The sequence below is a fragment of the Lewinella cohaerens DSM 23179 genome, assembly GCF_000379805.1.
In the GTDB taxonomy this organism is placed as follows: domain Bacteria; phylum Bacteroidota; class Bacteroidia; order Chitinophagales; family Saprospiraceae; genus Lewinella; species Lewinella cohaerens.
The window spans coordinates 26,100-51,555 of sequence record NZ_KB903598.1; the positions used below are offsets into that span (position 1 = coordinate 26,100).

The 25,456-nt window shown below is 42.7% G+C and carries 23 protein-coding genes; 9 read left to right on the top strand and 14 right to left on the bottom strand.

Going from position 1 to position 25,456, the window contains the following annotated elements:
* Nucleotides 1-13 precede the first annotated feature (13 nt).
* The 3 genes from A3EU_RS31895 (at nt 14) to A3EU_RS33315 (ending at nt 3,088) form a co-directional block, all read left to right on the top strand.
* Nucleotides 14-652, top strand: coding sequence for a hypothetical protein (locus A3EU_RS31895; RefSeq protein WP_020539066.1), 639 nt, complete (start codon nt 14-16; stop codon nt 650-652).
* 104 nt (nt 653-756) lie between these two features.
* Nucleotides 757-2,160, top strand: coding sequence for an oligosaccharide flippase family protein (locus A3EU_RS0125740; RefSeq protein WP_020539067.1), 1,404 nt, complete (start codon nt 757-759; stop codon nt 2,158-2,160).
* Nucleotide 2,161: 1 nt separating this feature from the next.
* Nucleotides 2,162-3,088 (top strand): glycosyltransferase family 2 protein, encoded by a 927-nt coding sequence (locus tag A3EU_RS33315; protein WP_020539068.1) that lies wholly within the window; start codon nt 2,162-2,164, stop codon nt 3,086-3,088.
* On the opposite strand, the gene A3EU_RS0125750 is transcribed toward A3EU_RS33315, so the two are convergent.
* From A3EU_RS0125750 to A3EU_RS31905, 5 genes are all read right to left on the bottom strand, one after another.
* Nucleotides 3,085-4,026, bottom strand: coding sequence for a glycosyltransferase family 2 protein (locus tag A3EU_RS0125750; RefSeq protein WP_044086961.1), 942 nt, complete (start codon nt 4,024-4,026; stop codon nt 3,085-3,087). The genes A3EU_RS33315 and A3EU_RS0125750 overlap by 4 nt on opposite strands.
* Nucleotides 4,023-4,961 carry a GNAT family N-acetyltransferase gene (locus A3EU_RS0125755; RefSeq protein ID WP_020539070.1) on the bottom strand — a complete coding sequence of 313 codons (939 nt, stop codon included), beginning with the start codon at nt 4,959-4,961 and terminating at the stop codon, nt 4,023-4,025. Before A3EU_RS0125755 ends, A3EU_RS0125750 begins: the two co-directional genes overlap by 4 nt.
* Nucleotides 4,962-4,964: 3 nt before the next feature.
* The gene (locus A3EU_RS0125760) at nt 4,965-5,672 is read right to left on the bottom strand and encodes a peptidoglycan bridge formation glycyltransferase FemA/FemB family protein (RefSeq protein WP_020539071.1); all 708 of its coding nucleotides are present in this window, start codon (nt 5,670-5,672) and stop codon (nt 4,965-4,967) included.
* Nucleotides 5,669-6,841, bottom strand: coding sequence for a glycosyltransferase (locus tag A3EU_RS0125765; RefSeq protein WP_020539072.1), 1,173 nt, complete (start codon nt 6,839-6,841; stop codon nt 5,669-5,671). The genes A3EU_RS0125760 and A3EU_RS0125765 overlap by 4 nt, the downstream gene beginning before the upstream one ends.
* Before the next feature lie 64 nt (nt 6,842-6,905).
* Nucleotides 6,906-7,637: a low molecular weight phosphatase family protein gene (locus tag A3EU_RS31905; protein ID WP_020539073.1), complete on the bottom strand. Its 732-nt coding sequence runs from the start codon at nt 7,635-7,637 to the stop codon at nt 6,906-6,908.
* A 109-nt stretch (nt 7,638-7,746) separates the two neighbouring features.
* Between A3EU_RS31905 and A3EU_RS0125780 the strand changes: the two genes are divergently transcribed.
* Nucleotides 7,747-8,913 (top strand): VWA-like domain-containing protein, encoded by a 1,167-nt coding sequence (locus A3EU_RS0125780; RefSeq protein ID WP_169433398.1) that lies wholly within the window; start codon nt 7,747-7,749, stop codon nt 8,911-8,913.
* Nucleotides 8,914-9,305: 392 nt separating this feature from the next.
* Here A3EU_RS0125780 and A3EU_RS0125785 read toward each other — a convergent pair whose 3' ends face one another.
* Both A3EU_RS0125785 and A3EU_RS0125790 read right to left on the bottom strand, forming a co-directional pair.
* Nucleotides 9,306-10,418, bottom strand: a complete 1,113-nt coding sequence (locus A3EU_RS0125785) for an acyltransferase family protein (protein WP_020539076.1) — start codon at nt 10,416-10,418, stop codon at nt 9,306-9,308.
* Between the two features lie 234 nt (nt 10,419-10,652).
* Nucleotides 10,653-11,234: a UbiX family flavin prenyltransferase gene (locus A3EU_RS0125790; protein ID WP_020539077.1), complete on the bottom strand. Its 582-nt coding sequence runs from the start codon at nt 11,232-11,234 to the stop codon at nt 10,653-10,655.
* Nucleotides 11,235-11,413: 179 nt separating this feature from the next.
* Here A3EU_RS0125790 and A3EU_RS31910 point away from each other — a divergent pair, with 179 nt between their 5' ends.
* Entirely contained in the window at nt 11,414-11,923 is a 510-nt protein-coding gene (locus A3EU_RS31910) for a thioredoxin family protein (protein WP_044087034.1), read from the top strand.
* A gap of 286 nt (nt 11,924-12,209) precedes the next feature.
* Here the strand turns inward: A3EU_RS31910 and aceA are convergent, their stop codons facing one another.
* Entirely contained in the window at nt 12,210-13,481 is a 1,272-nt protein-coding gene (gene aceA / locus A3EU_RS0125800; protein ID WP_020539079.1) for an isocitrate lyase, read from the bottom strand.
* 31 nt (nt 13,482-13,512) lie between these two features.
* The gene (gene aceB / locus A3EU_RS0125805) at nt 13,513-15,102 is read right to left on the bottom strand and encodes a malate synthase A (RefSeq protein WP_020539080.1); all 1,590 of its coding nucleotides are present in this window, start codon (nt 15,100-15,102) and stop codon (nt 13,513-13,515) included.
* A gap of 262 nt (nt 15,103-15,364) precedes the next feature.
* Between aceB and A3EU_RS0125810 the strand changes: the two genes are divergently transcribed.
* A complete protein-coding gene (locus A3EU_RS0125810) occupies nt 15,365-16,840 on the top strand; it encodes an XRE family transcriptional regulator (RefSeq protein ID WP_020539081.1) in 1,476 nt (491 codons plus the stop codon).
* A 130-nt stretch (nt 16,841-16,970) separates the two neighbouring features.
* Here A3EU_RS0125810 and A3EU_RS0125815 read toward each other — a convergent pair whose 3' ends face one another.
* Nucleotides 16,971-17,573: a hypothetical protein gene (locus A3EU_RS0125815; protein ID WP_020539082.1), complete on the bottom strand. Its 603-nt coding sequence runs from the start codon at nt 17,571-17,573 to the stop codon at nt 16,971-16,973.
* A gap of 466 nt (nt 17,574-18,039) precedes the next feature.
* Here A3EU_RS0125815 and A3EU_RS0125820 point away from each other — a divergent pair, with 466 nt between their 5' ends.
* Complete coding sequence (locus A3EU_RS0125820; protein WP_020539083.1) at nt 18,040-21,201, top strand: WD40/YVTN/BNR-like repeat-containing protein; 3,162 nt, start codon at nt 18,040-18,042, stop codon at nt 21,199-21,201.
* Between the two features lie 182 nt (nt 21,202-21,383).
* On the opposite strand, the gene A3EU_RS0125825 is transcribed toward A3EU_RS0125820, so the two are convergent.
* Together A3EU_RS0125825 and A3EU_RS31915 are read right to left on the bottom strand one after the other, a co-directional pair.
* Nucleotides 21,384-22,097: a thioredoxin family protein gene (locus tag A3EU_RS0125825; RefSeq protein ID WP_020539084.1), complete on the bottom strand. Its 714-nt coding sequence runs from the start codon at nt 22,095-22,097 to the stop codon at nt 21,384-21,386.
* 18 nt (nt 22,098-22,115) lie between these two features.
* Complete coding sequence (locus A3EU_RS31915) at nt 22,116-22,700, bottom strand: TlpA disulfide reductase family protein (RefSeq protein WP_020539085.1); 585 nt, start codon at nt 22,698-22,700, stop codon at nt 22,116-22,118.
* A gap of 281 nt (nt 22,701-22,981) precedes the next feature.
* On the opposite strand from A3EU_RS31915, the gene A3EU_RS0125835 reads away from it, so the two are divergent.
* Nucleotides 22,982-23,398 carry a hypothetical protein gene (locus A3EU_RS0125835; protein WP_020539086.1) on the top strand — a complete coding sequence of 139 codons (417 nt, stop codon included), beginning with the start codon at nt 22,982-22,984 and terminating at the stop codon, nt 23,396-23,398.
* 40 nt (nt 23,399-23,438) lie between these two features.
* Here A3EU_RS0125835 and A3EU_RS0125840 read toward each other — a convergent pair whose 3' ends face one another.
* Nucleotides 23,439-24,071, bottom strand: a complete 633-nt coding sequence (locus A3EU_RS0125840) for a DNA-3-methyladenine glycosylase I (protein ID WP_020539087.1) — start codon at nt 24,069-24,071, stop codon at nt 23,439-23,441.
* Complete coding sequence (locus A3EU_RS33320; protein ID WP_020539088.1) at nt 24,068-24,604, bottom strand: helix-turn-helix transcriptional regulator; 537 nt, start codon at nt 24,602-24,604, stop codon at nt 24,068-24,070. Before A3EU_RS33320 ends, A3EU_RS0125840 begins: the two co-directional genes overlap by 4 nt.
* 266 nt (nt 24,605-24,870) lie before the next feature.
* On the opposite strand from A3EU_RS33320, the gene A3EU_RS31925 reads away from it, so the two are divergent.
* Entirely contained in the window at nt 24,871-25,425 is a 555-nt protein-coding gene (locus tag A3EU_RS31925; protein ID WP_020539089.1) for an RNA polymerase sigma factor, read from the top strand.
* The last annotated feature ends 31 nt before the right edge of the window (nt 25,426-25,456 follow it).

Here is a 25,456-nt window from a genome sequence, read left to right on the forward strand (position 1 = left end):
AATTGGAGTTTTTATGAATGTTTTTGTCTTGTGTACGGGTAGATGCGGATCAACGACTTTTATTGAAGCGTGTAAGCATATTGAAAATTTTTCGGCAGGGCATGAGTCTCGTGCCCAGTTGTTAGGAGAAGAACGCTTTAATTATCCTACGTGGCATATTGAAGCAGATAACCGTTTAAGCTGGTTCCTTTGGGGATTAGATAAGCGCTATGGTGATGATGCTATCTATATACATCTCATTAGAGATCGAGATGCGACTGCTGAAAGTTTTAACCAGAGGTGGTTCTTGAAGGATAGTATTATTCGTTTTTACAAATCAGGCATATTAATGAAGGAGGGTGCCCCTTTGAATAATGCTCAAGATGCTATTGCCTATTGCTATGATTATTATGATAAAGTGAATGAAGCTATTGAGAATTTTTTGAAAAACAAATCTAAGAAACTCACTATAAAAACAGAGTCTTTGGAGGTGGATTTTCCTGTTTTTTGGAAAATGGTAGGTGCAAAAGGTAATATAAATAAAGCCCTTTCTACTTTGGTCATTAAGTATAATGCAAAAGAGGAAACTGTACAGGACATTTTTAAGCTAAACTGTTTTCAGAGGGGAAAGATTTTTTTTCGGTTTCTAAAGAAAATATTTAAACAACACTAAATATTAAGACAATACTCTAGTCTGTGAAAAATGTATTGGTGTATTGCCTAGTAAAAACAGGAGTACCTGGTTATTAGGGGGGGGCTAATCAACGACCACTAGTTTTGGGAGCAAGCCTGGAAATTAAAAGTAGCAAAAATATCAAGAATTATCTCTTGGAATGGTATAGAGACATATTGAAAGTGTGGAAAAGTAGCTACCTGAAGAACCTCAGTATAACTGGCCTAGGAGTTGGATTAGGGTCTGTTATTAGTTTGGTAACTTCACCTATTATTTCTCGAATATTCTCTCCTGAAGCTTATGGTATTGCTGGCTTATATGCTAATATACTTTCTTACCTGGCACTGGCAGGTAGTCTAATGTTACCTACGGGCATAGTAGTGATTCAAAACCCTCGAAAGCTTTACCGTCTATTAGCTGGGCTAAAGGTACTATGGATACTGACCTTTCTTTTGTCCATCTTATTGGTTATCCTAATTTACCCTTTTCTCTCTGGATGGTTAGACTATCCATCGATAAGAATTTGGATTTGGCTATTGCCTTTTGGCCTTTTGGCTAGCCAGATAGGATCGGTTATTGAAGCTTTAAACGTAAGAGGATCACAATTTGGATTAAATGTTAAAATCAATTTGACAAATAGTATTATCGGCAGAGCCATTACAATTATAGGAGGTTGGAGTACTGGAGGGCATTATTTAGCAATTATTTTATCGTCCTTTATTGGTGTTTTTGTAGCTGTGTGTGGTCAAGCTAAAAGTGCTGTACTCAGATGGTGGAGGATTAAACCATCATGGCGAGCACTTAAGCAAAGTGTAAAAGAGTTTGCTTATTATCCGCTTTATATGTTGCCGGGAAATGTAATAGGACTCCTTGCACTGTCTGCTCCCTTTTTAGTATTTAGTTTTTTGTATTCTCCTGCTCTTGGAGGTGTTTATTTATTTACAGAGAATATTCTTGCTGCCCCGTTTCGATTAGCCAGTAAGGCCATTACTCCTGTGTATCTCCAAAAAATTTCTACTCTTTTTCATTCATCTCCAAGAGCTTTTAGGCAACTTACGATTACTACCAATTTTGCATTATTTGGCGCGGGGCTTTTTCCCTACGCTATTTTAACGGTGTGGGCCCCTGAGATTTTTACTTATGTATTCGGTGCAGAATGGTGGGAAGGCGGAGTGATGGCTCAATACTTATCCTTTGCTATACTGTTTCGGATGAGTAGTTCTCCTTTATCAGGGGTTTATAGGGTAGCTATGGCGGAAAAGATGTCGCTTCTAACCCAGATAGTCATGTTCTTTACTCGTACGATACCATTGGCAGTAGGGTTGATATGGTTTACTTTTTATCAGGCATTGCTTATGTTTGCTATAGGCAGTTTAATGGGGTATTTGTTTCATTTTTATCAATTGTGTAAACTGGGTAGTCTGCCTTTCTTTAAATCAGTAGGAATACAATTCTTGATTTTTGGTGCAATGTGCTTATTGTTGGTAATAGGGAAATCATTTTTTTAGGATGGAGACAAAACAACCAATTTTAGTAAGTATCATCATTCCTTGCTACAATGTAGAAAATTATATTGCTAGAGCAATTGATTCCGCATTGGCGCAGACTTACCTTAATACCGAAATCATTTGTGTAGACAATAATTCAACTGATAGAACATTAGAAATTCTCAGTGATTATCGCAAAAAGTATCCTGAAAAAATACAGGTGTTTCATGAATTGGAGCAAGGTGCTCCAGCTGCTAGAAACCTTGGTGTGAGATATGCTAGAGGTGAATGGTTACAGTTTTTGGATGCCGATGACGAAATTTTGCCACAAAAGATCGAAAAACAACTTGTTGTTATCGCAATTGATTCTTGCTCTTTTGTTGTTAGTCCGAGCAAACTTATTTCTCCTGAAGGAGGGCAATCTATAATAAATACTCCAGAATGTGATCCTCTTTTTGGGGTGTTTATGGGGAGCTTAGGAAATACCCTATCTAATCTTTGGTGTAGAACAAGTTTGCAGAATGTGGGGGGGTGGAATAATGAATTTAAAGCTTGCCAGGAATATGAATTAATGGCTAGGTTGGTTACGAAAGGCTTTAATCCTGTATGGTGTCAAAATGTGCTTGCTATTGTTTATCAAAGGCATGGATCTATTTCTTATCAGTCGTCTGCTTACTTCGTTTTTAGTTATCAATTACGTGTTCTATACTATCAAAATATAATAGCAGAACCTCAACACAAAGCATACTTTCAAAAAATAAACCAAAGGTTTTTCAGCATCATAAAAATGTACAGTAGCGTTTGTCCCGAAAAAGGAATAGCTGCTTTTAAAGCGTATTTTCCCAAACTATACCCCGTATCAAGTCCCTTTGAAGGAGGTATGTTTTATCTAGTAGCAAAGTTTTTGGGATATAGAGTGGCGGTCTGGGTATTACGTGTGTTGCGTTAAGAGTGGTTTTTATTAATCGGCTGATTACCAGGTGTTTTTCTTGGGTATATTCTCGTATCAATCTTACCGAATAACATTCCACATCCTCGTAGTAACTTAGTTAACCAGCAAAGGAAAGCTAAGCTTATCAATGATAATCCCAGCTCTTCGGTTTGGTTAATCCGGTTCATAGAAACAACAAAACGAGGCGATGGAGGAAGTAGTTTTGTTGTGATTTTCAGGCACCATCTAAAATCCCACACGGTCTTTCTGTTGTAAACTTGAAGCTCCTTCTTTCCTGTACCCAAACGGAACATTTTTTTTAAAAATGCACTACCTGATTTTGGCGGGTAAAGCACTTTTGCAAATGGAGCCCAACCTAAAGTAAAATTATTGTTATAAGCCCTATTCGTCCATTCAATATCTCCCAAGCCACGTGCATAAGGTAGGAATAGTCCTGTTTTTACGAATACTTGCCGTTTGATAAAAAGATTTCCACTGGGTAAGGAGGTTCTCTTGTTAATATCCTCTGGATAGATCGTCCCGTAAATTCTATCAAATTTTGCTAAATAATCGTGAGAACTAACCTCTTCAAATACCAATGGTCCACCTACGATATCCCATCCTTGGCCTAAAACCTCCAAGCCTGTATTTAGCCAACCTCTAAGTGGGATACAATTGGAATCCAAAAGGACAATAGTGTCTCCTTTGGCAGCTTTTATTCCTCGATTCCTTGCAGCAAATGGAGTGGTAATGGTTACTTCTATCAATACAGTGACCTGATGTCTCTTTGCTATTTCAATACTCTCATCCGTCGAACCATTATCTACAACTATAATTTCTACAGTTTCACGATCTCCTATGTTTTTCTTTACTGCCGTTATACAAAGATCAAGTCTTTGGGCATTATTTAGATTAGGGATGATGATGGAAACCATGTTTTTATTAGGATGCTTCAATTTTTAATTGCTTTTAGCCACCTATTCTCTTTACGAAGCTCTAAATATCCTGCTACCACTCCCCCAAAAGAACGATTGCTATCCGCAACATTAGGTATCATACTCCCACAAAAATCAAAAACGCTCCGACTTCCGCTGAAATATTTAAGGGCGTACCAGACGAGATGGTGAAACGCCCCTATTTTTCGACCTTCCTCATTTAAGCCAGAGGCTAATAGGTAGACGCGCTGATGATCAAAGAATAGTAGGACACCCCCAAGTTTCTTTTGTGCTGAATTTTGGAGTAGGAAAAGTTTAGTTTGTTCTTTTTGTAATCCTTTAGAGAAAAGATGATTTAGGAAGACGTAGGTAAAAGGGGGGCGGCGGTTTTGCCGTTGATACACCTTTTCCATTAAAGGAAAAAATAGTCCTAAATCACCGCTTTCTACTATCTGGTAAGCACCCCATTGATGCTTAATTTTCCTTTTTACATCCCGGCGAAAATTATCGTAAATCAATTCGATCGGCTGGTTCAAGTCAATGGTGTAGGTGTACCTGACATTTACTTGAAAGCCAGCCTCATGAAACGGGAAAGCATATTGAAAATCAGGAAAAAGAGTATGACGGAATGAACTAACAGATGGAACCCTCTCAATAAGCTCCGGCCACGTCTTATGCACCATTTTAATTTGCTCCGAGGGGCTAAGTTGAGCATATCCTGCCCACATTGGGCCTTGATAAGTCGTCAATAACGGTTTGTGAATTTTTGAAAAGCCCCACTTTTTTGTAAGGCAGATGGGTAAAATGCTGGCTTTGCCCTGAAATATGGAGTCGCTTACCAATCCTTGCCACTGGTCTTCCCCTGCTACGGCATCCAACCACCAGGGTTGGTGGAAAAGCGGAATATCACTTGCGTAAGTATTACAATAATCGCGGTACTTTTGGTTATTGAACATCTCTTATTTTTTCCAGGCTTGCCGTACTTTTCTTACTAAAAAATACCAAATAGGGTAGTAGTTGTATTGGGTAGTGACGGTACCTCCGAATCGGTCTTTAAAATAGTCTACTCCCGAAGCATTACCACCGTATCCCCCAAAGTCATAAGTTTTATAGCCCAATTTACGGAAGTAAACAAAATCTTCATGGTATAGCAATGAATTGGCTTGTCCACAGAGGTATTGTAAATCGCTGTCATCAGTATACTGCCGGAATGCAGAAGCATTATAAAGTCCTTGTACTCTTTGAGAAGGTAGATCCAATTGGTAAGCATGAGCCGCTAAAACACCATATTTTGGGTGAATGGCCCTGGTGATTAAGAAATGTACTTTAGTGCGAAAGTTGGCCTCGCTAATGGGGTTGAGTTTTTTCTCCTGAGCAGTAGGCGCAAAGAGTAAAATAACTGCTGCTGGATTTTGGTCACGCTCAATAATAATTCCAGCTTTCTGGGCCCGCTTGATGTTTTGCCGGAGTTTTTTGGAATATCTCTCAAGTAGTTGCTGTTTCGATAGATTCAAGTCTATAAGGTAAGTCGTAAATGGCTGCCTTATATGGGTAAACAAACGTTTGCGATAGTCACATTGTAAATAAACGGTTGTTAGACTTGGTTTTATTTTTTCCTCGTCGGGAAAGCTGATCCACGTGAGAATATGCTTTTTTTCCACGATCATGGCCGCGTACTTTTGCGCTCTCCCAAAATCGTTTCGTAATGGTGGAGCCAACGTTCGCAAAAGGCTTGTCTACCGTATTTATGGTGTGCATAAGCAGCCAATTCTTGAGGGGGGGACGAGTTTGGTCGCCGAAGTAGTGCCAATATTCCGTCAGCTAAAGCATGGCTATTGTTTATATCTATCAAGGTTCCGTTTTTGGGCTGGATGATGTCAAGAGCGCCAGCTGTCTTTGTCGCAATCACAGGCACTCCGCAGGCCATTGCTTCTATCATCGTTAGCCCGAAAGACTCTCTTCTGGATGCAGAAACAAGGACATCTTGTTGCTGGAGCAAACCTCTAAGAACATCACGCTCTAAGCGACCCGCAAATTTAACTTGGTTTTCTAATTGGTGTTTTTTGATAAGCGGGTAAAGTTGTTGCCGTTTCGGGATGTTGTCAACCAACGTCAATTGCAACCTCACCTTGGTTTGTTGTTGAGCTATGCCTACTGCTTCAATAAGAAGATCTAATCCCTTGGTATACCAGGGGTCACCAATAGAGATAATGTGGAAGGTGTAGGGCTGTTTGTCGTCAGTACTCGCTAAAGGGGTGAAAAAGTCAGTGTCTACCATATTTGGTGTGACCAAAATTGATTCAGTAGAACAGATTCCCCTCATTCTCTGTGCTAAAGTATTACTTACGGCAGTCACTAAATTTGCCGTTTTCACGATGGCCAATAATTGCTGTAATTGATGCCGAGGTAGCGAATAGGTAGCAGCGGTCCACTTACCCAAATGCTCGGTGTAGACAAAGGGTATTCCCCATTCCCTTTTAATGATTAACGCTGCATACGCCCCCCACAAACTATGAGCATGAATCAAGTCCGGCAGTCGTCCTTTGCGGGAGGCTAAAAAAAGCGAAAAAGCTTTTTTTATTTTGTAATTGTAGAGAAATTGAAGATTCGTTAATCGCTTGGGAAAGCAAAATCCTTGATACTTAAAGGTGGTTACCTCTTCTGAGGTTTGTTCTTCCCAATTTTCTTTACCTAAGTAGGAAAACCCTAGGGCTGGGTAAAAAATACTACAACGTTCAGCTACGGATTGTATCGCTATAGCTTGCTCTCTAAAAAACAGACCTCCCCCTTTATTCTCTATGTCGTAAAACCACGCGGGAAGGAAGCAGATGTCCATATTTAAAGATTAGCTAACAGAAATAAAGGTAGCCAATCTGTTGTAATCCACAATTATATACCCCCTATTTACTACCCTCCGCATCAATAACCATAAGTTCTTTCGCATGGTTGACAGCATAGAATATATCACGAGCTATTAAACGGCAAGTTTTATCGTACTCCAAAGCTTCAGAGGCTGTACCATCAAAATAGCGAGGATCGTCAAAGGGCAAGGAAAATCGGGCTTCAGCACCGGGAACTATCGGACATGATTCATCTGCTTCGCTACAAACCATTATTGCTGCAAAATTTTCCTTGGGATTAATACTATGGTCATACTTTTTGGAAAACATTAAGGTCTTTGCATTAGGTCGTGATCCGCGATGCCAGGATGCACCATAAGTCGCATTGTCGATTGAATTCGTGCCTCCAATTTTGAAACCAGCCCGGTTCAGCGCATCTACGGCTCTTACATTAAAAGCGGTAGCCTCAGTCCCTCCCGAAAAAGCATGGAGATTGTCAATCCCATACCAGTCGGCAGCAACCAATAACCACAATTGCCCAATATGACTGCGCCGGGAATTATGCGTGCAAATAACCGTCAACTTAATCTCCTCCTCGGCTTTCACTTTTTCGAATAAATATTGCCCGAGCGCTCGTAAATCAGCTTGGCGAGCTTCGGGTATTTGAGGAAATTCATCAGCTAGTGTAGTGCAGTAATTAGTCAACTTTTTAGTCAACTTAGTTTTTATACTTAAACTACTTGGTGCACAAAGTAGAACAATGATTACCAAAGAAAGTAGAATCTGTTTCATAATATTAATTTATTTATTGCAATATTACGATGGTTTGTTTTTACAAACAAGCATTTTTATAGAGGTTACAAAAACTTAATGTACCTTTTCATCATCATTAACCCTGCAATTGTCAATAATCAATCCCCAATCATCAACAATTACCCACACTCTTTTTCTAGCCACAACCCGTGAACTACTGGCTCGTGCTCCTTTTTTCGCGCACTTGTTGGTACGTATCCCTAAACGGATAGACGAGCGTTTATCGCTCCCTTTTGCTTTCGTTTGGGAAAACCAACCCGTGTTACTTTACCAGCCTTTACTACTAAAATTTCTAGAGAATAAAGAGGCTTGGTTCGCTGATTGGCTTTGTGAAGAATTACTCCATTTACTGTTGCAGCATCCACCGCAGTCCACGCAGTACCCAATCAAGTGGGCTTTTCACCTGGCTGCTGACATAGAGGTCCGTCAATATTTTCCAACTTGCTATCAGGGTCATCTTTACGAAGAACTCCGCGCTCGCCTCCACCTCCATGAATTTGCCGACTTAAGGACGATTTATGCTTCCATTTTGCGTTTGCAATCCACACTTGGAGCTACTGATATTCTACCCAAATGGCAAGCAGATCCCTTTTCGCGAAAGTCTCATTTTTACTGGCCTTCTAGAAGCTCATCGCTAGTATGGCAGCGCTGGTGGCCTGCCCAAAAGAGTCTTCTTCCTGCGCTTGGTGAAACAGCTGCCGCCCTACAGTTGCGCAATCATTTAACCGCTAGTTCTCGTCAGGTAGCCTTACCCTGGCCTGTTGTATTACGTCGTTTCATCAGCAGTGCCCAACGTTCTCAAAATCGCAATAGCCTACGCCGCCCTTCACGCCGTTTTGGGACCCTCCCAGGCTTACGCCGTCGCCGGACTACCCGGGTAGCAGTCATTTTAGATACCTCCGGTAGTATTCAAGAAACGCAACGGTTACAGTTTTTTCGAGAATTACAGGGTTTGCAGCAGTACACGCACGAAATAGTAATTATCGAGGCAGACTACCAGGTGAGGTCCTCCTTCCTATTCACCGGCAAAACTCCACCCACAAGCAAAGGCGGTGGCAGCACTGCATTCGACCCTGCGCTCGAAAAGGTAAATGCCATTGGCCCCTTCGATGGCGTCATCTATCTCACTGATGGCGAAGGCCCAGCACCAAGTATCAAATGTCTATCCCCGTTGTTATGGATCATCTGCCACCCAGTCTCCACTTCTCCAGCGAATTACTGGCCCGGACAAGTTGCTTATTGGCCCACGATATGAACTCTTCCAACTTAATAAGTATCAGCGCTAAAAAAATGCTGTGTCTATTGTAATGAAAAACCTTAAATGCCCTTGGTGATGCCGCTATCTCTATGTGACTATTGTGGTAAAAAAGCCTCTTAAATTTCCTTATAATCCCTAATATGGTTCAAGAAAAATCCCCTTAGGTGTCCTTAGTGGTTCAAAAAAAACATTATCTGTTAAAGTCTTGTGAAGAAAATGCTAAACTTCATCTCCTGTTTTTCTGCTTGCGCAGAATGTGCGTAATTGTAATCACTTTAGAGTAATTGACGGGGCAATACCCAAACGCTCTAAATAAGAATTTGCTGTTTTTGTTTAGTGTAGGGGCGGAGAACCATAGTTCCACCGCCCTCACTTTTTTCAAAAAGCGCTTAGACCTTTATAAAAATCTTCCTCGAATAAAGTACCCACGATAGTGCCAGGAAGAACAGCACGTTCGTCATCGCAAAGGCAAAAGAGGCAAACTTCACAGAGGCAAACGCCGGTTCATACACGCTTTCCCATAGCCAGGTCTTGGCCGTTATTTTTTCGCCTGCCGCCGTCGTCCAGTTGATGGTATAAAGAAGCTTCGCCACAATACCAGACATCACAAACACAAATAAGGCATTGGTGCCATACACCACAAAAGGCTTAGTCCAGCTTTTGTACCCTTTGATGTCGACCAGCCAGTATACTGTCCCCAAAAACAACAGCGCTGCTCCTGAAGTGTAGAGCACGTAAGAACTCGTCCAAATCTTTTTATTAATCGGGAAAACCAGATCCCAAATGCAGGCCAAAGCCAGTAATATTACCCCGATGGCTAGTAAACCAGCTGCTTTTTGATAACCGTCGCCAGGTTTGCGTAGCCATAGACCAGCTAGCACGCCGCTAATACCTGTGCCAATAGCAGGTAGCGTACTGAGAAACCCTTCAGGGTCCCAGGTTTTACTTTGTGACCACAAGTGCCCGTTCATAATGGTTCGGTCTAGCCAGGCACCTAAATTTGTACTCGGTCCCAGGTTGGGAGCACCTACGCCAGGCACCGGCACCAGCGTCATCAGCGCCCAGTAGCCTAGCAGGCATCCCACGCCCGCCCAGAACAACTGGCGAGGATTCAGGTATAAGAATAGCATAGAGGTAGCTCCGTAGACTAAGGCTATTCGTTGTAATACACCCGGAATACGGATGGTACCCAAATTGAAATACGGAAACCCATTTAAAAATAAACCAATACCAAAGATGATTAGCGTTCGCTTAACAATTTTCTGAATCAAAGCCTTACGGTCGCCTTGGTCTTTACGCTTACCCAAAGCATAGGCAATAGCCACACCTACGATAAATATGAAGAAAGGGAATATCCAGTCTGTCGGCGTTACCCCATGCCAATCTGCGTGTAGCAGCGGTGCATAGACCTCCTCCCAGGTTCCGGGATTGTTTACCAGAATCATTCCGGCAATAGTGATGCCCCGAAAGATATCCAGCGATAACAGGCGTTGTTGTTCCATCGTTTTTATTTTTTGCGCAATAAGTGAACTGGATCAAGATAAAGAGAATTCACTTGATTTTCGACATTCTCCAAAGGTGGCATGAAGAAGCGCTACGTAAACGATGTCTACCTCCTGTTTGGCGTAGGTTTGATGGGGCTCAAATGTGCCCCTTGTTTGATCTAAAAACACACCTCCTGAAAACTATGTGGTGAAAATGAAAAACCTTGATGTCCTTGGTGGTTCAAAAAAACATTACTCTTGCTCACTACCCCATCGGTAGGTATCTGGCGCAAAGCCTGCGAGATCCAGCACCCGATCTACAACAGTGAGCGCCAAGGCTTCAAACGTGGTGGGGTTGCTATAAAAAGAAGGAGTCGCCGGACAAATAATGGCACCTGATTCGGTAAGTGAGGTCATATTACGCAAGTGTATCAGATTGTAGGGGGTGTCCCTGGGCACCAAAATCAACTTGCGGCGTTCTTTCAGGATTACATCAGCAGCTCGCGTCACCAGGTCATTACTGAGCCCCTGTGCTATACGTGCCATCAAGCCCATCGAGCAAGGGCAAACGAGCATACTCGTATAACGCGCTGACCCCGAGGCAAAGGGAGCCATAAAGTCATTCTTCTGATAAAAATCAAAAGGGTAGTCTTTGTACGAATGATCCCCCAGTTCCAATTCCCAATTGTAGCGGGCATTATCGCTCATCACTACGCCCACTCGGTCCCATTGCGCTTCCATTTCCTGCAAGCGATCAAAGAGCACCTTGGCGTAAATCGAGCCACTTGAGCCACCTACGGCCACCACTATCCGTTGTTTATCAGCTTTATTCATCAAAAAACGTTAAATAATTATTAATTAAGTAGCATCTAAAAACGATTAGGCCTATTCATCCTATTTTTATGGATGTGCTTATTAGTCATAGTTGGCTTTTTCAGCACATCATTTATTATCGTCAAATTACTTACATCCCAGTCAGGAAAATTCCCTGGCCATATTTAAAAGAAAGAATAATGAGAAAAGTTGTCATCGGAACAGGATTGTTAATTGCGCTGGCCGCTATTTTTGCTTTTGCTCAACCTGCTACACAGGTGGAGCCAGTAGCTAAAGAAGCAAAAATTAATTGGCTTACGTGGGAAGAAGCCATGGTTGCCATGGAAAATAACCCTAAGAAAATGTTCATTGATGTTTACACCGACTGGTGTGGATGGTGTAAACGCATGGATGCGAATACCTTTACAGATGGCGATGTCATCGACTTTATGAACGAAAATTACTACGCAGTAAAATTCAATGCTGAAAGTACCCCCGATCAGCAATACAAAGGCAACACCCTTAGCTTTCAAGCGGGAGCAGGCCGGCGTGGTGTTCACGAACTAGCAGTTGTTTTGCTCAATCGTCGATTGGGTTACCCTTCTTTTGTTTATCTCGATGAGCAGCAAAATTCACTGAAGATTTCTCCGGGATACAAAACACCGGATGTACTTCTCACAGAACTTAAAGCGATGGCTGCTGCAAATTAATTCAGCCTCCAGTAAGAATTAAAAGATCCCGAATTGTGGTTTAACCATGGTCCGGGATCTTTTATTATTGGGCACCCCGGCCTCGCACGTAAGAGGGGGTTAGAGACGGTCTCGTAGCTTGAATAAGTTCCGAACACCCTCTTAGAAACAGCACGAAATCGCACTTTATTTTCTGCGTAATGCTTATGTGCTGGCCGCCAGGCTGTTCGTTCTTATACCCTCGCTGCGCGCAGGGTATACCACTGCCATCCTTGGTTGATACGGGCTCCGCGCGCTGCGCTACGCCCTAAAATTGATCCGTTTCTGTACTTCCGGCCATGGCCACAGTAGATGCTCCTTGCTGAATGGTCGTTTGAACAAAATCAAAATAGCCTGTACCTACAAACGACTGATGTTTTACTGCGGCAAAACCCTGCTTTGCTAGCGCAAATTCCCGCTCCTGTAATTCCGAATATCCAGCCATACCTCTTTTACGGTAGGCACTTGCTAGTTCAAACATACTTGTATTGAGGGCATGAAACCCTGCCAATGTGATAAACTGAAATTTGAATCCTAAATCCGCAAGATTCTCTCGGAATGTCAGCATTTCTTCTGCTCCTAAGTTAGCAGCCCAGTTAAAGCTAGGAGAACAATTGTAAGCAAGCATTTTTCCAGGAAATTTGGCGTGGATCGCTTCAGCAAATGCTTGTGCTTCTGCCAGTTGAGGTTTACTGGTCTCCATCCAGATCAGGTCGGCATAAGGAGCATATGCAAGTCCTCTGCTGATACACTGTTCTAGACCATTTTTTACATAGTAAAAGCCTTCAGTCGAACGCTCTCCGGTTAGAAAATCCTGATCATTAGGATCAATATCACTGGTAATCAGATTCGCAGCTTCTGCGTCAGTGCGTGCTATAATTATTGTTGGTGTGCCAGATACATCAGCAGCAAGACGGGCAGCAATAAGTTTATTAACTGCTTCTTTGGTTGGTACTAATACTTTGCCGCCAAGATGACCACACTTTTTAGCACTAGATAGCTGGTCTTCAAAATGCACACCTGCTGCTCCTGCTTTAATCATACTTTGCATCAGCTCATAGGCGTTGAGGTTGCCTCCAAAACCTGCTTCAGCATCCGCAACGATGGGGGCTAAGTAGTCTATGTCTCCATCTCCACTCACTGATTGGATTTGATCTCGGCGCAGTAAAGCATTGTTGATACGTTTTACTACCTCCGGGACAGAGTTGACAGGGTACAAAGATTGATCTGGATACATGGTGCCTGCCAAATTGTTATCAGCTGCTACCTGCCAACCACTCAGGTNGATAGCGTCGAGCCCAGCGGTCACTTCTTGTACGGCTTGGTTGCCTGTCAGTGCCCCCAAACCTGCTACATAACGTTGAGTTGTAAGCTTGCGCCAAAGTTTGTTTGCACCTTCCTGCGCTAGAGTGTGTTCAATGGTTAAACTTCCTCTAAGCTTGAGGACATCCTCCGCAGAATAAGTACGATGTATCCCGGACCAACGTGGGTTTGTAGCCCAGTCTTCCTTCATTTGGTTAATCTGAATTTCTTTTTGCATGATCTTCTGGTTTTATGGATAGTTGTAATAATTATAAAAGTTGGTAAGCAGGGAGAGTCAGGAAGTCTGTAAATGTTTCTTCCTTTACGAGCTGATCAAATAGCTTTATCGCCGTTTCTAACTTGTTGTCATTCGGAAGAATTGCCTCCATACCAGGTAGCTCTTCCTGGAGCAATTGCTGATAAAGTAGGTAGGTGATTTGCTGACCGTCCTCCATCTGAGCGCTGTGTTTAATCCATTGCCATAGTTGGGTTCGACTGATTTCGGCAGTAGCAGCATCTTCCATTTTATAGAAGAGAGCCGCGGCTCCATTACCATTAAGCCAACTTTCTAAATAGAGGATGCCCACCCGGATGTTCTCTCTTAGTCCTTCTTCTGTAATTGTGCCCTTCGGGACGGCCAAGAGGTCATCTGCTTCTACAAGAGGCGCAGTAGAAGGGATATTGTCAATTTGATTGGCTTGGGGCATATGCTCATCAAATACATCTTTGGCTAGCGAAACCAAACCAGGATGAGCAACCCAACTGCCATCATGGCCCGCCAGTACTTCCCGAAGTTTGTCTTGGTACACTTTTTCTAGAGCGATAGAATTTTCTACAGGCTTGTTTTTAATAGGGATTTGGGCAGCCATTCCCCCCATGGCGTGTACGCCCCTACGGTGGCAAGTCTTGATCAACAAATCACAATAGGCCTTCATAAACGGGGCTGTCATAGTCACTTGCGATCGATCAGGCATTATACGGTCAGGGTACTGCTTGAATTTTTTGATGAACGAGAAAATATAATCCCATCGGCCGCAATTTAGTCCAGCAGAATGTTCCCTGAGTTCATAAAGGATTTCGTCCATCTCAAAGGCTGCAAGGATCGTCTCAATAAGAACGGTCGCTTTAATTGTACCGACAGGGATGTCTAAATAAGATTGAGCGAATAAAAAAACATCATTCCAAAGCTTAGCTTCGTGATGACCTTCTAACTTAGGTAGATAAAAATAAGGGCCACTGCCTTGATCAATCAATGTTTTAGCATTATGGAAAAAATAAAGGCCGAAATCTACCAAGCTCCCACTCAAGGCTTCGTTTTTATAGTGGAGATTTTTTTCCTCCAAGTGCCACCCTCTAGGACGTATCATCAAAGTAGCAGTCTGAGGATTAAGGCAGTATAATTTCCCCGTCTTTGGATGTTCATAACTGATTGTGCCGAGGATGGCATCTTGCAAATTTAACTGACCATTCATGTTATTATCCCAGCTTGGCGTATTGCTATCTTCAAAGTCAGCCATGAAGACCTTGGCACCTGAGTTAAGGGCATTAATGACCATTTTTCGGTTTACCGGGCCTGTAATTTCTACTCTTCGATCTAGTAAATCCAGAGGCAAAGGCCCTACTTTCCAATCGGACTCCCGAATGGAGAGTGTCTCGGGGGAAAAACGAGGGAATACGCCTTCGTCAATTGCTTTTTGGCGGATGACTCGTTGTTGCAGTAAGGCTTTTCTCCGATCATTAAAACGCAGGTGCAATGCTTCCAGGAAAGACATTGCTGCAGGGGTTAGTACACGTTCACTAATGGTTTTTGTACTTGGGGCTTGAATGGTAAGAGCAGCCAGAGAAGGTTGATTTGGCATGACAATATTTTTTTGTTTCCTTTACACAAAAGTGCAGTAAATGATCAAAAAGCGGAAATTCCGCTGAATTAATTATTTCCGCCAATTATCCTTTTTTCCAGTAGCTGAAAGCGATTTTTTTGACGCTGGAAAAGAGTTTGTTTGTTGGTATTCAGCTATTTGTGTAGTTGCTGAATTACAAGCCCTAATTGGTTTAACCAAGCAAGAGAATAGGAGCGTTTCAGTATTAAGTTTTCTTATCGAGCGCTTTAAATCAAGATTTATGCTTACAGATGCAGAAGTTGTAAAACTATTATTTGGCTTCAAATTAAAATATTTACGTACAGAACTTGGCTTAGGTTTGGAAGAACTTGCCGGTAAATCTGGTCTGTCTAAGTCTTATATTCACGAACTAGAGAAGGGAAAGAAATACCCTAAAGTCGATAAAATTCATATTCTAGCAAAAGCTTTAGGAGTAGATTATGATTACTTGGTTTCTCGCCGCGCTTCTAAGAAAATTCAGCCAGTTATAGATTTACTCACTTCTGATGTACTGCGGGAGTTTCCACTGGATGATTTTGGAGTTTCTACGAATTTGTTAATGGAATTATTGGTCAATGCGCCCGAAAGAGTCACTGCATTTATTAGTACCATGACTCACATGATCCGACATTTTCAAGTTACGCGGGAGCATTTGTATTTCACTGCGTTACGTGCTTTCCAAAATTTGAAAAACAATTACTTTTTGGAGGTGGAAGATCAGGTGAAATGCTTTAGAGAGACCCATAATCTGCCTGATGTATTGGACAACGGAACGATTCATTTAGAACAATTGCTGGAAACAGCGTATGGTGTCCAAGTAGATAGGCAGAGGTTTAGTGAATTAATTACTAGAGGAAGCTGTCGGTCGTATTACGCAGAAGAACATAAGGTCCTTTATCTCAGAGATGGTCTTTCTTCAGCGCAAGAACGATTCCTACTGGGGCGAGAATTGGCTTTTCAATACACACAATGGCAACCCCGCCCTTACGAAACCCGGATTCTGGAGGTGCCTAATTTTGAGGTGCTTTACAATAATTTTCAAGCGAGCTATTTTTCTTCAGCACTGTTAATGAATGAAGACACCTTGGTCAAAGACATTAAGGAATGGGCTCAAGATATCGTTTGGAACCCAGATAGATTAACGCGCTTTTTAACCAAGTATCAGGTAACCCCGGAAATGCTCTTACAGCGGATGAGCAACCTGTTGCCTCACCATTTAGGTTTGTCGGATTTGTTTTTTATCCGGCTACAGGCTGATGAAGAGTTGACGGCTTATCGGATGACCAAAGAGTTGCATCTTGATCGTCCTCATAACCCATATGCTAATGCACTAAATGAACACTATTGTCGACGTTGGGTATCTGTAAATATTATAAAGCAGGCGCGTCAAACCCGACAAAAAGAAGTACTAATACAAGCTCAGATGAGTGAATATTGGGAAGCAGAGAATACCTATTTTTGTTTTTCGTTAGCACGACCTTCATCAACTAGTAGAGGTAAGTTTAGCAGTGTCACAATAGGTCTACAGCTCAATGAAGCACTAAGAGAGCAGTTCCGGTTTCTAAACGACCCCAAGTTATCTAGAAGAATAGTCAACACGACTTGTGAGCGTTGTAGTGTTCCTGATTGCGAAGCAAGGGTACGCCCTGCTCTGGTTTTAGAAGAAAAGTCCGAAAATCAATTACTAATGGAACAGTTGCGGCGGTTAGATACTTAGTGAAATAAGGTCAANAAACACTAGGGATACCTTCACCTTCGGTGTTGATTCTTAATCTTAGTTGTATGAAAAGAGGCGATTTGTTAACGAAGTAGACTTTAGGACACCTGATTTTTTGATTGGATATAGACTAAAGTCGCCGCTTACCTTTCGCACATTCTTTGTCATAGGCTTCTAGTATGGTATACAAATCTTTGAATCGGTAACCCTTCTTGCCAATAAGCCTGGATAGCCTTGGTGCAGTATCAGACATCAGCCGTTTCATTTGGCGACGAAATCCTAGTTTTTTTAGTGGAAGAATTCGATCTCCGGGGAGTTCTACCCAATATTGTACAATCTTTTTGTCATGAGCGACTAAGTTTCCGTTAAACCATTCGTATTTGACCAGCGTCTCTGGCGTTTGCAGTAAGCTTATATTCTCGCCGGAATACTGTAGCCGCAAAAACATCCAAGTATTTCGGTAGTATTTGCTTTCGTAAGCACTTATCGCTGGCCCTTCAAAAAAGACAAAGCCCTTAATAAGTGCAGGGTGCAGGAAATAAGGTGTGCCAAAGTCATTAATGAACTCTACCATACTTCCATACTGGGTATGTTCAATAAGACCAATAGCTCCGGTTAAATGATAATTGTTCTTTGTGACAATATACCCAGTTAATGCTTGCGAATCTTGGGCATTTATCGTACCGAAAAGAATACCAATTGTGAATAGGAGGAGGGTAGAAATTCTTGGCATATTCGTCTGTTGATTTTGTACTTCTTTATAAAAATACGAATATTTTCTAACCCAATAGTAATTAGCACTTTAAATACGTATTGTTTAGTAATCCATCCGCGAAATGGGGGGTATTTTTAGATAATATGAAACCTTTAGAACCTTAATCCGTAAACTATGAACGATAGATAAAAATCCAAATAAACATGCACAGGCTCGTCCTGTCCTTTTCAGGCTTTCTGCCTGAAAAGCCAACTTCTCAAGGGTTAAGCACTGGGTTACGATGTTTTTCGTAAATTAGCAGCTTTGATCCCCTATGCGTGGTTAGTTTACAACAGAAAGCAATTTAAAACGGGATTGTTTTCTGAAGTTTATTCCACTACAACATGGTGCAAAGCTGCAATCATCGCCGAGTTTATTTCAGTATCTACTTCGGTAGTACCTGTTTTTAATCGCCGGTTTTTCGCTTATGCCCAATATTATGAGAATGAAACACTTGCTCAAAACGAGCTTGTTGCTGGCCCTGGTTTTCGCAACCACCTCAATTGTAACAGCACAGCTCGAGACACCAAAAAACGTCGGCCCGTTCAATGTGGCCGTGTACCAAGGTGCGCATTGGCGCGGCATTGGTCCTTATCGTGGTGGCCGCAGCGTAGCGGTAGCCGGGGTAGTAGATAATCCTCAGGTTTATTACATGGGAGCTACAGGCGGCGGCGTCTGGAAAACTACGGATGCTGGTCTCAGTTGGCACAATATTTCTGATGGCTTTTTTAACGTAGGCTCTATTGGAGCTATAAGCGTAGCACCTTCAGATCCCAATGTCCTTTATGTTGGTACCGGCGAGCATGCTATCCGCGGAGTAATGACTTCCCATGGCGATGGTGTTTACAAATCTACAGATGGTGGCAAAAACTGGATTTATCTGGGTTTGGAAAATAGCCGCCATATCGCTGATATTCAGATTCACCCCGAAAATGCTGATTTAGTTTACGTTGCTGTTCAGGGTGCTGCACACGGACCTTCCTCAGATCGTGGCATATACCGTTCTCAGGATGGTGGCAAAACCTGGGAACACCTTTTCTTTATCAATGATTTTTCTGGTGCTGCTGATTTAAGCATGGACCCCTCTAATCCTCGGATTTTATATGCAGGAATGTGGGATCATGAGCGCAAGCCTTGGCAAATCCGTAGTGGAGGTGAAGGCTCTGGCTTGTTCCGTTCTGTAGATGGTGGTGAAAACTGGCAAAAACTTTATCAAGGCCTCCCAGAAAAAATGGGTAAAGTGGGGGTCTGTGTCTCTCCGGCCAATACCCAGGTCGTTTATGCTAATATCGAAGCCGAAAAAGGCGGTGTCTTCCGTTCTACTGATGGAGGGGATCACTGGACCCAGGTAAATGACCAACGCTTGACCATCGGACGAGCTTGGTATTATACCGAAATTGTAGCTGATCCCCGAGATGAGCATACCGTATATGTTCTTAACGCACCCTTACTACGTTCTAATGATGGAGGGCGGACCTTTGCTAGTATTCCTAACCCTCATAGCGATCAGCATGATCTTTGGATCAACCCATCTGATCCAACGAATATGATTTTAGCCAATGATGGTGGAGCCTGTATAAGCTTTAATAGTGGCAAAAGCTGGTCTGCACAAGACAACCAACCTACCGGACAGTTTTACCGGGTTATTGCCGACCAACGATTTCCCTTCTACCATGTTTACGGCGGCCAACAGGATAATTCTGCCATAGCCATTGCTACTCGTTCTCCTCGCGAAGGAATTAGTGGAAAAGATTGGTACGAGGTAGCTGGCGGCGAAAGTGCTTTTGTTGCTTTCGATCCCAGTGACCCTCAGCTGGTTTATGGAGGAAGCTACCAGGGAAATATCTCTGTGTTTGATCACCATACGGGAGAAACTAAGGATATAATGGCCTACCCAACAGTAGGCCTCGCGACTTTGCCACGAGACATGAAGTACCGTTTCAATTGGAACGCTCCTATCGTGGCCAGCCCGCAAGACCCAAGGGTGATCTTCCATGCTGCACAAAAAGTCCTGCGAACACGTGATGGCGGTATCAACTGGAGCGAAATCAGCCCAGACCTTACCCGAAACGATAAAACAAAACAAGGCCCAGGAGGGGTACCTTTCACCAATGAAGGTGCTGGTGGCGAAAATTACAATACGATCAGTTACCTGGCTTGCTCTCCCCATGATTCTTGGGTGATTTGGGCAGGTAGTGATGATGGTTTAGTACATCTTACTCGCGATGAAGGACAGAGCTGGCAAAACGTCACTCCACCGGAATTGGGAGAGTGCCTTATAAACAGCATCGAGGTTTCTCCACATAACCCTGCTACGGCTTATGTGGTGGCCACTCGTTACCGGTTCAACGATTTTACACCGCTTATTTTTCGAACAGATGATTTTGGAGAAACCTGGATAAAAACGACAAGAGGTATTGCTCCGGAAGATTTTGCCCGTGTCGTTCGTGAAGATCCACTCAGAGAAGGACTTCTTTATGCGGGAACAGAAACAGGCATCTATATATCTTACAGCAATGGCCGTTTCTGGCATCGTTTTCAGCTTAACCTACCAGTTTGTCCAATCAATGACCTAACCATTCAGGGCAATGATCTTATTGCGGCAACCTCGGGGCGAGGATTTTGGATGATTGATGACCTCAGTTTTTTACAGCAAAGCGCAGGTTATTTGCTCGCAAAAAGCCCTCAGGTATTTCGGCCCAAAAATACTTATCGCCTCACCACTAGCGGTGGCGGAAGTCAGCAAGGTACAAACCCGGCAGAAGGGATGAGCATTGATTATTACCTGCCGCCACAGATGGATACCGCTTTGGCTATCCTGGAGATTTTAGATGACAGAGGTGAACTAGTACGTTCATTCTCGAGTAAAGCTGATGAGAAATATTCTGCTTATGTAGGGGGGCCTTCTGAGCAACCCCTTCTCGCGAGGGGCTATGGTATTCATCGTTTTCAGTGGGATTTACGCCGCAAACCGATTCGCCACTTGGAAGATGTTTTTGTATTAGGAAATTATCAGGGAGCATTGGTGCCTCCAGGTGATTATACCTTGCGGTTGATTGTTGGTGATAATAAGTACGAAGAGGTTGCTCAGGTATTGGCCGATCCTCGTATGAAGCTCAGTGGTGATGCTTACATGGCTCAGCAAGAGTTATTGATAAATATAGAAGAAACCATTGCTGATATTCACGGTTCGGTAGAGATGATGCAAGACTTGAGAGCGCAAATGGAAATATTAGCCGGGCGCTTAAGCAAGTTAGAAACTCAGTCAGGCTTAGTGGCAAAAGCAAAAGGTATTACGGATCAAATTAATGTATGGGAACGGCAACTGATCCAACCTGATCAGAAAACTTTTCAAGATGTTATCAATTTCCCTAATCGCTTAAATGCAGAATTACTCGATTTACATAATCGTTGCGATGGTATCGATCCTCGGGTAACACAAGGAGCAGAAGATCGTTTAGCTGATTTGGTGGCGGAATGGGAAAGTTTAGCAGAAGAGCGTGATTTAATCATCTTCAATGAGATGGCAGAATTCAATAAGCTGTATAGCGAGCAACAATTACCTGCGCTATTTTTACCCGATTCAGCCAGCGGGACTGCTTGGTAGTATTGGTTTTAAGAAGATTAGAATGACTTTTAGTCTGTTGGGAACAACAGCACAAAAAAACGCTCTACCTAGCATCGCTAGGTAGAGCGTTTTTTTTAGGTAGTTAATAAGTTATTAGGCATGATCTCCTTTACGGAAAGTAAAATACCTTGTACTTTTTACCAACTACTCAGTACTTTTTGCTAAATCTTCTTAGCCTTGATACTACAGCCAACAGCTTTTACATCTGCTGGATTTGGCTCTTGGCCATTGTTGATGGCTTCGACTGCTTTCTCCACATAATTAATGGTAACAGCTTCAGCATCTTGCGCATTGTCGTCAATTGCTCCGTGGTAACGAACAACCAGGTCGGCATCTACAAGGTAAATTTCCGGGGTACGGCTGGCTCCATATTGTGGATAAACGGTCTGCCCTTCATCCATAAGATAGAGGAAAGGAAAGCCTTTCTCTTCAGCACGCTGCTGCATGTTGGCAAAGTTATCGCCTTCTTTAATCTCTGGATCATTAGGCTGAATAGCAACGACAGGGTAGCCCATAGGTGACAGTGTATTGTGAAGGTCGATGAGGCGATCTTCATACATTACTGCATATGGGCAGGTGTTACATGTGAACGTAACAACATATCCTTTAGGCGTGTTCCCGTTAGCATCCTTGATATTATCAAAGGAATACATATCTCCGTCAATGTTTTTGAGATTAAAAGCAGGAGCAGTATCACCAACCTTTACACCGGTCATATCTGCATCTTCAGTAGTATGGCTAACGGTTTTGCTAACAGCTTCGGTTGATTCCGTTGCTGTAGCATCTGTATTTTCAGTAGTAGCGTTTTGGCAGCTGAAAAGGGCCACGAGTGCCATCATTGGTGCTAGGGAACGAAGCAAACTTACAATCTTCATTTTTTAATGATTTATAGATTATTGGAAAGATCGAACGGCAGTAGCCAGTTCTTCATAATTAGCAAATTGTTCAGCAATAAACAATCGTTTATCCTGGTGATAAACAATTGTGATAGGGATAGCTCCTCCCCATTCGGGATCAACCTTGTCTATCCAAACGTTGGTTTTACTGTCTGTGAGCGCGATAACAGGAAGGTCGAAGGGCCGATTCTTGATGAATTTCCATAATTTAGTACGAACATCGCGGCGAAAATCCAGGCTTACCATCACAATCTCTACCTCTTCTGGATTTGTTTCTTCTGCTAGACGCTCAAAGTAGGGGAGTTCCTCTACACATGGGGCACACCAGGTTGCCCAAAAATTGATCACATAAATTTTATCGTCAGTACGGGAAAAGATGGGCGCTAAATCGTCAAAATCCTCTACGATAGGGTAGGGGAGTGTGTCGGTTAAAGCAAGGTGCATTATTTGCTTAGGTGTGGTATCAACTGTTGTAACAGGCGTAGACGCTTCTCCTTCTTGCTGTTGATCTGTTTCTGTTGACTGACAAGCTGCTGTGCAGAATAAAGTTAAACCCAGTAAGCCGGAGAGTAGGTGTCGCATATCCGCCGTTTTTTATTATTGTATTCATTAAGCGTTTAAAGGAACAAAGCTTGATAAACGCTGAAGAGACAAAGTCATGTTACAAACAACAAGCTTCAACCCAATGTTGTGACGTTGACTGCAAAATGCACCTCTTTCAGTGCTTAAATTCAATTTGGTAAAGAAAATCATCAGATCGAGGTCTTCGCAAGAAAGATTTTTACAAATACTCCAACCTTTTATTCCGTTATTGACGTCTTAGCATAAATAGAAGAGTTTTCTTTAATGTTAAATCATTTATTATGAAAGTCTATCAGATACTAATATTAGCCAGCTTCGCTTTTTTCGCTTGTGAGAAAAGTACAGAAAGCTTGAGCCCGATGTACGAAGCAGGTATTGCTTTCAATCTGGAATATGATGAAACTACAAACTGTAATGGTTGTGATGGCCCCGAACTTCGCTTTGTAAATGTGGTGACGGAAAGCCGTTGCCCGGAACCGGTCGCGTGCATCTGGGCTGGAGAGGTGATCGTCGAAGTAGAGATCGATGGAGAAGTAGTAGTAATGGGCCTCAGTCCAATTGAAACTGCGCCAGCGGAAGTCATGGTCGGCGAATGGAACGTCAGCCTGTTAAAGGTCTTACCTTACCCCACTCAGTTCATAGAAGAAGATATTGACCCTAGCATTTACTCCTTAGAGTTACTGGTGGAAATGATGTAAACGGTTTAACAAAGAAACACACGATGAGTCCCTCCTTTCTTTATAAGTTGAAATCAGCACGCGCAGCCTCTGCCTTTGTTCGGCAGAAACAACTTTCGAGGTGATCATTGACGAGTCCCATCGCTTGCATGAAAGCGTAGGCAGTGGTGGGCCCAACAAAACGCCAGCCACGCTTTTTTAAATCCTTGCTCAAGGCGGTGGAAGCAGGTGTTTGTGCCAGTTGGTGTAAGGTCTCGTAATTCAGGTTTTTGGGTCGTTCATTCGCAGGTGGTTCAAAAGACCAGAAATAATTCGCGAGGGAGCCTTTTTCTTCCACGAGTTCGATAGCTCGCTGGGCGTTGTTGATAGTGCTCTTTATCTTTCCTCTATGCCGAATGATTCCGGCATTTTGTACAAGGCGCTCTACATCATCCGGCCCCATTTCTGCTACTTTGGAATAATCAAAATGATGGAATGCTTCTCTGAAGTTTTCTCGCTTACGGAGAATGGTCAGCCAGCTTAATCCTGCCTGAAAACCTTCAAGGCATATTTTTTCAAAAAGGCGGAAGTCGTCTTTTACCGGATATCCCCATTCATTGTCATGATAGTGGAGGTAATCTTCGTGGCTACCATGCCACCAGCAGCGTAGTTGCCCATCCTCTCCTTGAATCAAGCCTTCCGGGATAGAACTCATAAGTCTTCCTTCTTTTCTTCTTTTGTGTGGCACATGCGCAGTAATTGCAGATGTTGTTCTGATAACTTGAGGGCTGCTGCATGCAGTTGCTCAAAATGGCTGCGTAAAAATTTAGCTACTTGAGGAAGGTCATCACTGTTCTTTTCCAAATCTTTTGATTTGTAGGAATAGCAGGTGTATATGCCTTTGAGGAATTGATCAAAATCTAGCGCACCTTGAAAAAGGCCTTCTAATTTGACCCGCTCCTGAGGGCACAAACCATGAATTCTCGTTAGTGACTTGAGGGTCGCTTCCTCGGTTAGATCTCGTTGGGCAAGGTCGATCAGCGAAATTTCAAAAAATTCCGCCATGCGTAGCAGATTGCTGATTTTGGGTTCAGCTGATCCATTTTCGTAAGAAGCAATATTGCCTCGATTAAGACCTATTTGTAGGGCCAACTCTTCCTGGCTCAACTTCCTGCGTTTTCGTAGAAGCCGAAGATTGACGGCAAGATAATTGCTGCTGATTTGTTTGTCCTGCTTAACAGTTTCCATTTACTAGCACATTTGTGTGGAAACTACCTTAATGAATACCCAAAAAACGTTTCACTATCAATTCCTATCCAAAAATACAAAGGAGGGACTGATTTTGTTTTAGAATGTTAAGAAAATTAACACTTTTTAAGCTGCCAATGCGTCAGTTCGTCGTGTATGGAACAGTTCTTGTACAAATATAGTTGAAAAGTCAAAAATATTTGCATTGTGTTGAAAATGTAGCTATTTTTGACAAAAATAATTACAGAATATAAATCACCCCTGATATGCTATACGCGATTCAGAACCAAATACAGGATCAATTAGACTCCATCAGTAACTCACTGAAGGCTTTCTCAATGAAACTGACGGGAAATAGCGACGATGCGGAGGACTTGTATCAGGATACCGCATTACGGATTATCACGAATGCTGATAAATATCGCCAAGGGACCAACTTCAAGGCCTGGGCGGTTACTATAATGCGGAATATCTTTATCAATAACTACCGCAAGAAAGTTCGTCGTAACCTCATTATCGACCAGACACCCAATAACTACTACATCAACTCTGGTGAGCGCCCCATTGAAAATGATGGCGAGACCCAGGTTGCTTACAAGGAATTGGTAGAAATGGTAGATCGTTTGCCCGATGACTTCAAGATTCCCTTCATGATGGCCTACCAAGGCTACAAGTATGATGAGATTGCAGAAGAATTGGGGTCTCCATTAGGTACAATTAAGAGCCGTATTTTCTTCGCTCGTCGTAAATTGCAGAAAATGTATGCAGACGCGACGAAGAATTTATTGCAGGAACAGCAGCGAAATACCAAAACGGCATGACATAATGGCGCAAGCGCCAAGTATTAGAACT

Bases quoted from the DNA above. Each gene is read 5' to 3' on its own strand.
- A3EU_RS31895 (WP_020539066.1), top strand. From the start codon at position 14: ATGAATGTTTTTGTCTTGTGTACGGGTAGATGCGGATCAACGACTTTT.
- A3EU_RS33315 (WP_020539068.1), top strand. From the start codon at position 2,162: ATGGAGACAAAACAACCAATTTTAGTAAGTATCATCATTCCTTGCTAC.
- A3EU_RS0125755 (WP_020539070.1), bottom strand. From the start codon at position 4,961: ATGTTCAATAACCAAAAGTACCGCGATTATTGTAATACTTACGCAAGT.
- A3EU_RS0125760 (WP_020539071.1), bottom strand. From the start codon at position 5,672: ATGATCGTGGAAAAAAAGCATATTCTCACGTGGATCAGCTTTCCCGAC.
- A3EU_RS0125765 (WP_020539072.1), bottom strand. From the start codon at position 6,841: ATGGACATCTGCTTCCTTCCCGCGTGGTTTTACGACATAGAGAATAAA.
- A3EU_RS31905 (WP_020539073.1), bottom strand. From the start codon at position 7,637: ATGAAACAGATTCTACTTTCTTTGGTAATCATTGTTCTACTTTGTGCA.
- A3EU_RS0125785 (WP_020539076.1), bottom strand. From the start codon at position 10,418: ATGGAACAACAACGCCTGTTATCGCTGGATATCTTTCGGGGCATCACT.
- A3EU_RS0125790 (WP_020539077.1), bottom strand. From the start codon at position 11,234: ATGAATAAAGCTGATAAACAACGGATAGTGGTGGCCGTAGGTGGCTCA.
- A3EU_RS31910 (WP_044087034.1), top strand. From the start codon at position 11,414: ATGAGAAAAGTTGTCATCGGAACAGGATTGTTAATTGCGCTGGCCGCT.
- aceB (WP_020539080.1), bottom strand. From the start codon at position 15,102: ATGCCAAATCAACCTTCTCTGGCTGCTCTTACCATTCAAGCCCCAAGT.
- A3EU_RS0125810 (WP_020539081.1), top strand. From the start codon at position 15,365: ATGCTTACAGATGCAGAAGTTGTAAAACTATTATTTGGCTTCAAATTA.
- A3EU_RS0125815 (WP_020539082.1), bottom strand. From the start codon at position 17,573: ATGCCAAGAATTTCTACCCTCCTCCTATTCACAATTGGTATTCTTTTC.
- A3EU_RS0125820 (WP_020539083.1), top strand. From the start codon at position 18,040: ATGAAACACTTGCTCAAAACGAGCTTGTTGCTGGCCCTGGTTTTCGCA.
- A3EU_RS0125825 (WP_020539084.1), bottom strand. From the start codon at position 22,097: ATGAAGATTGTAAGTTTGCTTCGTTCCCTAGCACCAATGATGGCACTC.
- A3EU_RS31915 (WP_020539085.1), bottom strand. From the start codon at position 22,700: ATGCGACACCTACTCTCCGGCTTACTGGGTTTAACTTTATTCTGCACA.
- A3EU_RS0125835 (WP_020539086.1), top strand. From the start codon at position 22,982: ATGAAAGTCTATCAGATACTAATATTAGCCAGCTTCGCTTTTTTCGCT.
- A3EU_RS0125840 (WP_020539087.1), bottom strand. From the start codon at position 24,071: ATGAGTTCTATCCCGGAAGGCTTGATTCAAGGAGAGGATGGGCAACTA.
- A3EU_RS33320 (WP_020539088.1), bottom strand. From the start codon at position 24,604: ATGGAAACTGTTAAGCAGGACAAACAAATCAGCAGCAATTATCTTGCC.
- A3EU_RS31925 (WP_020539089.1), top strand. From the start codon at position 24,871: ATGCTATACGCGATTCAGAACCAAATACAGGATCAATTAGACTCCATC.